This is a genomic window from Pseudomonas frederiksbergensis (assembly GCF_003732665.1).
In the GTDB taxonomy this organism is placed as follows: Bacteria; Pseudomonadota; Gammaproteobacteria; order Pseudomonadales; family Pseudomonadaceae; genus Aquipseudomonas; species Aquipseudomonas frederiksbergensis_G.
Map to the genome: position 1 here is coordinate 1 of NZ_MOBP01000070.1, position 375 is coordinate 375.

A 375-nucleotide genomic window follows, 5' to 3' on the forward strand; every position below is an offset into this window, starting at 1 on the left:
GTTGGCGTACTTTGGCAGGCTGGCGCGGATTTCCGGGTTCTGCAGGATGTCCACGTAAGCAAACTTCTCACCACACGCCATCACGGCCTGCGCAGCCTTCGCGGAGAAGCCACACTGCGGGGCATTCGGCGAGCCTTTCATGTAAAGCAGAATGGTGTTGTTAGCAATCTGCTCTTTAATCGTTTCGATGATCTTCATGGAGCACCTCGGCTGAACTTTCCGACTCAAGGGTCGGCACGGTGGCGCATTGTAACGGAAACCCGAACGCCATGCTCGGTCTCCCCGACAGACATGCACAAGCCGCGGCCACGGTCACCGGCACGCCGTTCACCGCCGCATTCCCCGACAACTCATCAAGCTGACACTCATCCGTCA

The 375-nt window shown here is 58.1% G+C and carries 2 protein-coding genes; both read right to left on the reverse strand.

Translation table 11 applies throughout. From position 1 onward, the window contains the following. The coding region (locus tag BK665_RS33190) for a glutaredoxin family protein (RefSeq protein ID WP_311198557.1) at positions 1-198 on the reverse strand (198 nt) is incomplete at its 3' end. Then, positions 176-375 (reverse strand): hypothetical protein (locus BK665_RS34655; RefSeq protein ID WP_221179280.1); only part of this gene is annotated, 200 nt, incomplete at its 5' end. The genes BK665_RS33190 and BK665_RS34655, both read right to left, overlap by 23 nt.